This is a genomic window from Acinetobacter sp. S4400-12, from assembly GCF_024129495.1.
Taxonomy (GTDB): domain Bacteria; phylum Pseudomonadota; class Gammaproteobacteria; order Pseudomonadales; family Moraxellaceae; genus Acinetobacter; species Acinetobacter lwoffii_C.
The window spans coordinates 1-8256 of record NZ_JAMXYB010000054.1; the positions used below are offsets into that span (position 1 = coordinate 1).

At 41.7% G+C, this 8256-nt stretch carries 14 protein-coding genes; 13 read left to right on the top strand and 1 reads right to left on the bottom strand.

Annotation, left to right across the window (positions count from 1 at the left end; all coding sequences use genetic code 11):
• The 13 genes from NI461_RS13440 to NI461_RS13500 all read left to right on the top strand — a co-directional run.
• A partial coding sequence (locus NI461_RS13440) for a phage major tail tube protein (protein WP_253157629.1) occupies window positions 1–209 on the top strand: 209 nt, incomplete at its 5' end.
• 71 nt (window positions 210–280) lie between these two features.
• Window positions 281–652, top strand: coding sequence for a phage tail assembly protein (locus NI461_RS13445; RefSeq protein WP_253157677.1), 372 nt, complete (start codon window positions 281–283; stop codon window positions 650–652).
• 35 nt (window positions 653–687) lie between these two features.
• Window positions 688–795, top strand: a complete 108-nt coding sequence (locus NI461_RS13450; protein ID WP_228127357.1) for a GpE family phage tail protein — start codon at window positions 688–690, stop codon at window positions 793–795.
• A gap of 12 nt (window positions 796–807) precedes the next feature.
• Entirely contained in the window at window positions 808–3264 is a 2457-nt protein-coding gene (locus NI461_RS13455; RefSeq protein ID WP_253157680.1) for a phage tail tape measure protein, read from the top strand.
• A gap of 6 nt (window positions 3265–3270) precedes the next feature.
• The gene (locus NI461_RS13460) at window positions 3271–3711 is read left to right on the top strand and encodes a phage tail protein (protein WP_005146692.1); all 441 of its coding nucleotides are present in this window, start codon (window positions 3271–3273) and stop codon (window positions 3709–3711) included.
• Window positions 3711–5027 (top strand): contractile injection system protein, VgrG/Pvc8 family, encoded by a 1317-nt coding sequence (locus tag NI461_RS13465; protein ID WP_253157681.1) that lies wholly within the window; start codon window positions 3711–3713, stop codon window positions 5025–5027. Before NI461_RS13460 ends, NI461_RS13465 begins: the two co-directional genes overlap by 1 nt.
• A gap of 144 nt (window positions 5028–5171) precedes the next feature.
• Window positions 5172–5417, top strand: coding sequence for an ogr/Delta-like zinc finger family protein (locus NI461_RS13470; RefSeq protein ID WP_253157682.1), 246 nt, complete (start codon window positions 5172–5174; stop codon window positions 5415–5417).
• Window positions 5410–5610: a TraR/DksA C4-type zinc finger protein gene (locus NI461_RS13475; RefSeq protein WP_253157683.1), complete on the top strand. Its 201-nt coding sequence runs from the start codon at window positions 5410–5412 to the stop codon at window positions 5608–5610. The genes NI461_RS13470 and NI461_RS13475 overlap by 8 nt, the downstream gene beginning before the upstream one ends.
• A gap of 56 nt (window positions 5611–5666) precedes the next feature.
• Window positions 5667–6059 carry a hypothetical protein gene (locus tag NI461_RS13480; RefSeq protein WP_253157684.1) on the top strand — a complete coding sequence of 131 codons (393 nt, stop codon included), beginning with the start codon at window positions 5667–5669 and terminating at the stop codon, window positions 6057–6059.
• A 205-nt stretch (window positions 6060–6264) separates the two neighbouring features.
• On the top strand, window positions 6265–6594 hold the full coding sequence (locus NI461_RS13485) for a DUF2511 domain-containing protein (RefSeq protein WP_253157686.1): 330 nt from the start codon (window positions 6265–6267) through the stop codon (window positions 6592–6594).
• A gap of 318 nt (window positions 6595–6912) precedes the next feature.
• The gene (locus NI461_RS13490; protein ID WP_195201839.1) at window positions 6913–7152 is read left to right on the top strand and encodes a hypothetical protein; all 240 of its coding nucleotides are present in this window, start codon (window positions 6913–6915) and stop codon (window positions 7150–7152) included.
• Between the two features lie 130 nt (window positions 7153–7282).
• Complete coding sequence (locus NI461_RS13495) at window positions 7283–7480, top strand: hypothetical protein (protein ID WP_195197813.1); 198 nt, start codon at window positions 7283–7285, stop codon at window positions 7478–7480.
• A gap of 145 nt (window positions 7481–7625) precedes the next feature.
• A complete protein-coding gene (locus tag NI461_RS13500; RefSeq protein WP_253157688.1) occupies window positions 7626–7832 on the top strand; it encodes a hypothetical protein in 207 nt (68 codons plus the stop codon).
• A 14-nt stretch (window positions 7833–7846) separates the two neighbouring features.
• Here NI461_RS13500 and NI461_RS13505 read toward each other — a convergent pair whose 3' ends face one another.
• Entirely contained in the window at window positions 7847–8182 is a 336-nt protein-coding gene (locus NI461_RS13505) for a transcriptional regulator (protein ID WP_253157690.1), read from the bottom strand.
• Window positions 8183–8256 lie beyond the last annotated feature (74 nt).

Here is an 8256-nt window from a genome sequence, read left to right on the forward strand (position 1 = left end):
AAGTCGTGGTTCGTGGTCGTCATGAAGAAATTGATGGCGGTGATTCTGAACCAGGTGAAGACACTGAACATAAAGTCGTGACCAACTGTGTTTATTACAAATTGACTGTAAACGGCAAAGTTGAGATCGAAATTGACATTCTAGGCTTCAAAGAAGTGATTGACGGTGTTGATCGCTTAGCGAAGCAACGTAACGCACTAGGCATTTAAGTTTTCCTACCCTTGCATGAACAACGTTTTGTGCAAGGTTTTTTTAATTTGTCACTTTTTAGGAATGCAACATGAATACTCAAGACCAAGATAACGTTCAAACCTTGACTGATGATCAAGCATTGAATCAAAAAGCCATTCAGAACCCAAATGAAGAAACCGTTCAGCTCGAACAGTTCATTCAGTTTGGCGGTACCACAATTACCGAAATCAAAATTCGCAAACCGAATGTCAAAGCATTAAGTGGTGTCAGCCTGCAGGCGATCTATCAGCACGATGTAAACGCATTAATCAAAGTACTTCCACGTGTCACCACGCCAGCATTAACAGCACAGCAAGTCCTTGAACTTGATCCAGTCGACTTTGCACAGCTTGGAGGTCACTTGGTCACTTTTTTGTATCCGAAGGATCTGCAGAAAGCGATCAAAGAGGAACAGCAATAAAACTGGTCGATGAAGTAGATGAAGCAATTGCAAATATTGCCTGCATCTTTCATTGGCCACCCAGCGCATACGATGACATGGACATTATCGAATTAACTAAATGGCATCACCTTGCGCTGAAGCGTCACCAAACCAACGTGTAAACGAGTCCACCAATGTCAAAACTAAAATTAGAAGTCCTATTCAACGCTACTGATAAAGTATCTGGACCCATCAAAACAATCATTGGTGGCTCAAAATCTATGGCAGCTGCCTTAAAAAAAACCAATACAGAATTAAAAGATTTAGAGTCACAGCAACGTAAGATTTCAGGCTTTCGTCAACTCACTTCACAGTCAGAAAAGACAGCACAGTCACTGGCCAAAAACAAAGAGACGATTGCTGAATTAAAACAAGCCTTAAAAATCAATCCTGAAGCACAGGAAACCGTGACTGCTTTGGCACGTGCTGAAGCTGCACATAAACGCCTGATGGCAGTACAAAAAAGCCAAAGTAAAGAACTGACTGGCATGGCACAGGAGTTCAACAAAGCTGGCATTCAGATGGATCGGCTCAATGAAGAAGAATCGGATCTCAAAAATAAGATTCATCTAACCACCATGGAGCTGAACAAACAAAAAGAAGTCTTAGGCAAACATGAAGAAGCCCAGAAGAAATACGAAAAGATGCAGGCACGAATGGGCAAAGCCAATGAAATGGCAAAAAAAGGTCTGATGATTGCCGGTGCTGGTGCTGCATCACTAGCAGTACCAGTCAAAATTGCCATCGATTATGAGTCAGCCATGGCGGATGTAGCCAAAGTCGTGGACGGCTTAAAAGATGAAGCCGGTAAAATCACACCAGCGTATAAACTCATGTCAGATCAGATTGTTGAAATGACCACACGTTTACCAATGGCAGCCAAAGATATTGCAGCCATTGTTGCTGCAGGTGCTCAGTCTGGTATTGCTAAAAATGAGTTACTTGGCTTTGCCGAGTCTGCAGTAAAAATGGGTGTGGCGTTTGACATCACTGCAGATCAAGCAGGTCAAAGCATGGCAGAAATGCGTGCAGCATTTAAACTGACACAGCCACAAGTGGTCGCGCTGGCTGACCGAATCAACTATCTAGGCAATACATCACCAAACAAAGCCGACAAGATTATGGAAGTCGTTCAGCGGATCGGTGCATTGGGTGAAGTCGGTGGTTTCGCATCAAGCAGCATTGCTGCCATGGCTGCATCACTGACATCGGTTGAACCCGATGTTGCAGCAACTGGTATCAAAAATATGATTCTTGCCTTGACCAAAGGTGAATCAGCCACCAAAGGTCAGTCTGCAGCATTTAAAAAATTGGGCTTGGACAGTGTTCAAGTGTCTAAAGATATGCAGAAAGATGCTGAAGCAACTGTGGCGAAGGTCATCGAGGGGATTCAAAAACTCGAAAAACATGAACAGGTGGCGATCACCAATGAATTGTTCGGTTCTGAAGCCTTGCCTATTGTGATGCAGTATTCACAAGGATTGGATACGCTGAAAAAGAACTTAAACGCTGTGTCAGATGCCAAAGTCTATGCTGGATCGATGGAAGCTGAATATGCTGCTCGAGCAGCAACAACAGCCAACAATATTCAATTAGCCAAGAACCATATGGCAGCCTTAGGCATCACCATTGGTAATGTTCTATTACCTGGTGTGAATTCTATGATTGGCAGCTTTAATGGTGTCATGAGTGCCGTTCAAAAATGGTCACAGGCGAATCCTGGTCTGTCATCTGGTTTAGTCAAAATTGCGATTGGTGCCATTGCCATTGTGGGTGGTCTGTCTGCCCTATCGATTGGCTTAATTGCTGTTTTTGGTCCAATGATGATGGTCGGTCGCGCATTTGGTGTAGTCGCTATGGCAGCACGTGCCATGAGCATGGCTTTACTCACCAACCCAATTACATGGATTGTACTTGCCATTGCCGGTGCTGCATTCCTGATTTATAAGAACTGGGCACCCATTTCAGCATTCTTTGTTGGCATCTGGACAACTATCAAAACAGCATTCAATGGTGGCATTCGTGGCATTTCCGCACTGATTGTCAACTGGTCCCCAATTGGCCTGTTCTATTCAGCCTTTGCCAAAGTACTGTCATGGTTCGGCATAGATCTGCCTGCAAAGTTCACTGGCTTTGGTGCCATGATTTTGGAAGGACTCAAAAACGGTATTTTATCCAAGGTCAATGCTGTCAAAGATGCCATCACAGGTGCGGTCAGTGGTGTCATTGATAAAGCCAGGGGCATTCTAGGCATCCATTCCCCCTCACGTGTCTTTATGGGTATTGGTGGCTACACCATGCAGGGGATGGCCAACGGTATTGCCAATGCAAACAACTTACCAGTGGCAGCAACCACCACCGCCACGCAAGGTGTAGTCGACACAGCCGTCAAAACAAAACCAGTCAAACCAATCTCAATGGGTGGCGGATCTGCAAAGTCATTCGTCAGCAATGACACGATTAATATCACGATCCAAGCCAAAGATGGTTCTTTCGTGAAAGGTACAGCTGAAGCCTTGCGTCAAGAATTACAACGTGTAGTTCAAGAAGAACAAAACGCAAAACGTAAATTTTTAACAGACACGGAGTAAAGACACATGATGATGGCTTTGGGCATGTTCGTGTTTTCACTACGCACAGCCTCATATCAAGAATTAAAACGTGTCACCAACTGGCGACATCCGTCCAATAGTCGTGTTGGTGCTGCACCTGCTTATCAGTTTGTGGGCAAGGGTGAAGATACCATCACCCTGCAAGGGGTGATTTATCACGAGATCACCGGCAGTCGAAACACTTTGGACATCGTGCGTCAAATGGGTGACACCGGTAAAGCCTATACCCTCATTGAAGGCACAGGCAAAATTTATGGCTTGGTCATCATCAATGATCTGGAAGAAGGCAAAACTTTTTTCTTCAAAGATGGTGCAGCACGTAAAACAGAATTCACCATCAAACTGACCATTGTTCGTGATTGGCAGCCAAGCATTTTAGGCACACTGGTTGGCATGGGCATTGGTGCACTGAATAGGATCTTGTAATGCTTAAACAGGCTTTAAATTTTGCAAATAATGCCATCAGTGCATATGAGAACTTGACTGAATACCCGACACCCATATTTCGTGTTGAAGTCGATGGTGTGGACATTTCACCGCAAATGGCCACACGTCTAATGTCGCTGACAGTCAAAGATAATCGTGGCTTGGTCGTGGATACCGTCGATATTGAATTGGATGATTCAGACGGCATGCTCTCAATTCCACCTAAAGGTGCAAAGATCCAGGTGTGGTTAGGTTGGTCCAATACCGGTTTATTTGACAAAGGCGTGTACAAGGTTGAATCAACGTCACATCGCGGTGTACCAGATGTGCTGTCCATTTCTGCCATGGCCAATGACGTGTCAGAAGGTTTAAAACAGAAACGTGAACGCAGCTGGAATAATCAAACTATTCAGCAAATCTTTGACAAGATCGGTGATGAATATGAACTCAAAGTAATTGTTCATGAAAAATTTGCATCAAAAAAAATTAAATACATTGCTCAAAATGAATCTGATGCAAATCTCATCACACGTATTGCTGATGAACAGGATGCCATTGCTACAGTGAAAAATGGTCATTTGATTTTACTGCCACGTGGTGCCAGCCAAACGGTTTCAGGTTTAGCCTTGCCACGAAAAATCATCACCCGGGATGAAGGCGACCAGCACAACTACACCAATGGTACCGGTACCGACAACATCACTGGTGTCAAAGCCTATTACTATGCAGAAGGAAAAGCCAAAAAACTTCATGTATTTGTGGGTGACAGTGAAGACAACTTAAAAGAAATTCGCTATGTGCATAGGGATAAGACCACTGCAGAATTGGCAGCCAATGCCGAATACAACCGCTGCAAACGTACTGCACAAAAGCTGACATATGCTTTAGCCAAAGGAGATCCAACGCTGATCCCCGAACAGGAATTTGAGTTCAACGGATTAAAGCCTGAAATTGACGACATCATTTGGCTGGGTACCAATGTCACCCATACTTTAAATGACAATGGCTTAACCACGTCTGTTGAATTGGAAGTGCAGCTGCCCGATGCAGATGACGTGTCGACCTTATTTGAAGGCAGGGAAGAAAAAACGGAAGAAGAAAAGCAAGCCAAAAAGAAAAAACGCACAGGTAAAAATTATGCCGAATATACAGGTGTAATCGCGTATTACAGTGAAGGTGGCAAGTCCATCAAACTGACCTCTGGTGATCAGTCTAAACAGCTAAAACTCACCCACATTTATAAATCTAAAAAGACTGCGACCAATGCCTTAAAACGAGAACAGGCAAAAATTGATAAATATAAAAAATCAAAATAAAAAAAATCCCGACTCTGGGGAAAGTCAGGATGAAATGGGTCTAATTAAAATAACGATATTAAATAACATTTACAACATAAACTTTCGATATATCGTAATTTTGTTGTATATTCGTATGAATAAATTTTGATCCAAAGGTGCAATATGTCTAGACCTTCACGTACTAAATGCCCCCATTGCGGTTCAAGTTTCCCCATCCGAAACAGTGTCGAATTAAATCCACTTTTACGACGTTTTCATGCTCAGTGTTCAAATGTTGAATGTGGCTTTACTGCACAGGGTTTTTTTCAGATTGAATTTGAACTTTCACCCTCTGGTATGCCTAATCCAGAAATAAACCTCCCCCCTTCTCCACATAAAAATAAAAATTCACAGGTCTCACGTGTCTAAAAAATTCGATATCGCCCAGCAAAATCAATTGGATCAAGTTCACGTGGTACCACGTGACTACAGCACACCTTCACTATCTGAATGTGAAGAATGTGGCAATGACATTCCACCAGAACGCCAAAAGCTGGGTGGTGTCACGCTATGTATTGAATGCAAGACCAAAGAAGAACGTCATGCCAATCGTTATCGCTGATTCATCAGATCCAATCGAATGCCCCTGCCCTGAATGCACATCACAGGATTAAAAAAATGGATAAAACAAAAATCGAGATCAACAATATAACAATTCAACATGCCAAGAAAATTATCCTGGCACACTCTAAAAAGGGCGAACGCTACATATTAACCAACATCCGTGGCTATCTTAGTGCTCATTGGGAATCAACACCAACCCACCATCAAATGATCCAACGTGTATGGGATCTAGAAATAATTAAAAGTCAGCTACTCAATAATGGTGCCATTATTGATTGGTCTGGTTATCAATATGTGCTGAATCACTTTGAAGAACTCAGTCAAGATCACCGTTCCCCTGCCGAAATCATTGCAAATAGTTTAAAAGATACTTTTACTGCAGCTGCTGAAGGCATTCGTCGTCTAGTTAAAGCTTGGGAAAAGCTTGGCTACGAGGTAAAAAAATAATGTGGCTCTATCCATTTTTAGTTGGCGCAATATGTGGTATCTGTGGCAGTGCTTTATTATTTCTCCACACAGTAGGATGGTTTTAAAAAAACGGTTATAATAACAACAGGATGACAGCATATTGCTGGGTGTACAGGCTTGATACATTTTCAGACATCCTTTAAAGGCCCCACATGGGGCTTTTAATTTATATAGAGGGCATCCCATGAAAAAATTTATAAGTGCATTATGTGCAGCATTTCTATCTGCATGCAGCAGTACACCAGAATATAAAACAGTGGAAGTCACAGCAGATCAGTTTGGGGATAAATGGCCACTGACTGTGGATAAAGGAACCTTACATTGCGAACAACCGACACGAATCATTTTTACTGCACCAGATGGCCAAAAATATGGCGTCAATGGATCGGCTCAAAATGACTATGTGACAATCATGGAAATTACAAAAGATACTGAAATTATGGGACAAAAAATTAAAATGAATCCATCGGTATTAATAGAAGAAGGTATGCAACTCTGCGAAAACGCCAAATAAAATAAAAGCTCCAGAATCTGGAGCTTTTTTGTATCTTTCACTTGACGCATAAAATGATTCACTGATACAGTTTTACCACTACAGCAAAATCTGTAGTCAGGCGTGGAAACCTGAAACCATCATAAGGCGCAAATAAAGTCGCGCAAGCGGCTGTTTTTTTGTGTAAAATTCGGCTATGCCTTTTATGGCAGGCTGGACAGGGTGCCCTTCGGGGCAGCCGTTCCTTATGACGGTAAATTTCCACCCCTGTTCAGTCTGTCACCAATCTTTGTGGAAATTGATTGGTGTCAGGTTTCAAACTTGACATAAGGAAAAACCATGAATTATTCAAATCAATTGCTGACACTCGACGGCATTCAATCTTCAGCTCCTGATCTCCAGCAAACTCTAAATACTGAACTTCTAAATAAACAGCAACGTCACGATCTTCTGGTTCGTGTGCTCAAAAGTACCGCTTATAAACCTAGTTTTATCGACCTGCTAAAAAGCATCCTGATATCCAATAAAAAATGGCATATAACCAAAATAAAAGGACCTCGTGGTGTCACTTTTTTGTGATTTGTGCAAGATGCAGACAAAATGCATTTGATTTGCTCCTTTACTGCTTGAACAGTTGAAGCCTTGGTATTTATCAGCTTATATATACCGCAAGCGGAACAGGTTAAAAAATTCATTAGCGGGAGAGAATATGAATACACCAACGAATGATGATATTCGGGAAGAAATTTTGTTGCATATGCTCGATTTAAAACATCGCTTAAATTTAATGAGTAAAGTTCAGGTGACAAATGGGGAACAGATTGAACATGAAGAATTGAATGCACTGTTTAGCTCATTCAGCAAAGATATGAATCAGATTATCGATTCGTTCCAAAGTATCGTTTAAAAGAAAGCCCTCATTTTGAGGGCTTTTTTGTAATTGTCTGATTATTTTTTTACCATAAGACATAATCTGTCGCACTGTGTCACTTGTTGATCTTCCCCTTTTCAAACTTTTCAATACAATGTTTAGTGTTACTAGAGGAGGTTAAATGTCGAACAATACCGTCAACAATAATGATGACCAGAACGAAGAAACACTAATTGAATTAATCCACTTAAAAAACTGTCTAGGTTTGATGAGTAAAATGAAAGTCCAGGAAGGTGAACAGATCGACCCAGCAGAGATCAACTCACTATTTACTACAATGCATGATCAAGTACATAAAATAATTAAAAAATTTGAAATGTCATTGTAAAAAAATGCCACCGGTTAGGTGGCATTTTGTGTTGCATAGGCTTTGGCCATTCCGACAAAGCCTGTTTTCGCTGTATCTGTTAAGGATCGATAAGCAGAAATTACCTGGTGTTCGTCTTCACTCAGTTCCGTAAATCTCACACCAAACGTCACATAGAACGTATCAAATCCAGCCTCCTGCAGAACCATAAGTTGATTCTGATTCAACGGATCACCTTGCTTTTCATAACGAACGATAGAACCCACAGCCACGTCCAGCAACTCTGCCACGCTTGGCTGAGTCAGTTTTAAACGTTTCCGTTCATCCTTCAAACGTGCCCCACGCTCTAAAAACTTATCATTAATCGACATTTTTACCCACCAAAGTATTGAAACTTTCGATTTATCGTAATATTATTCAGTAATACAGTGATTCACTGATGCTC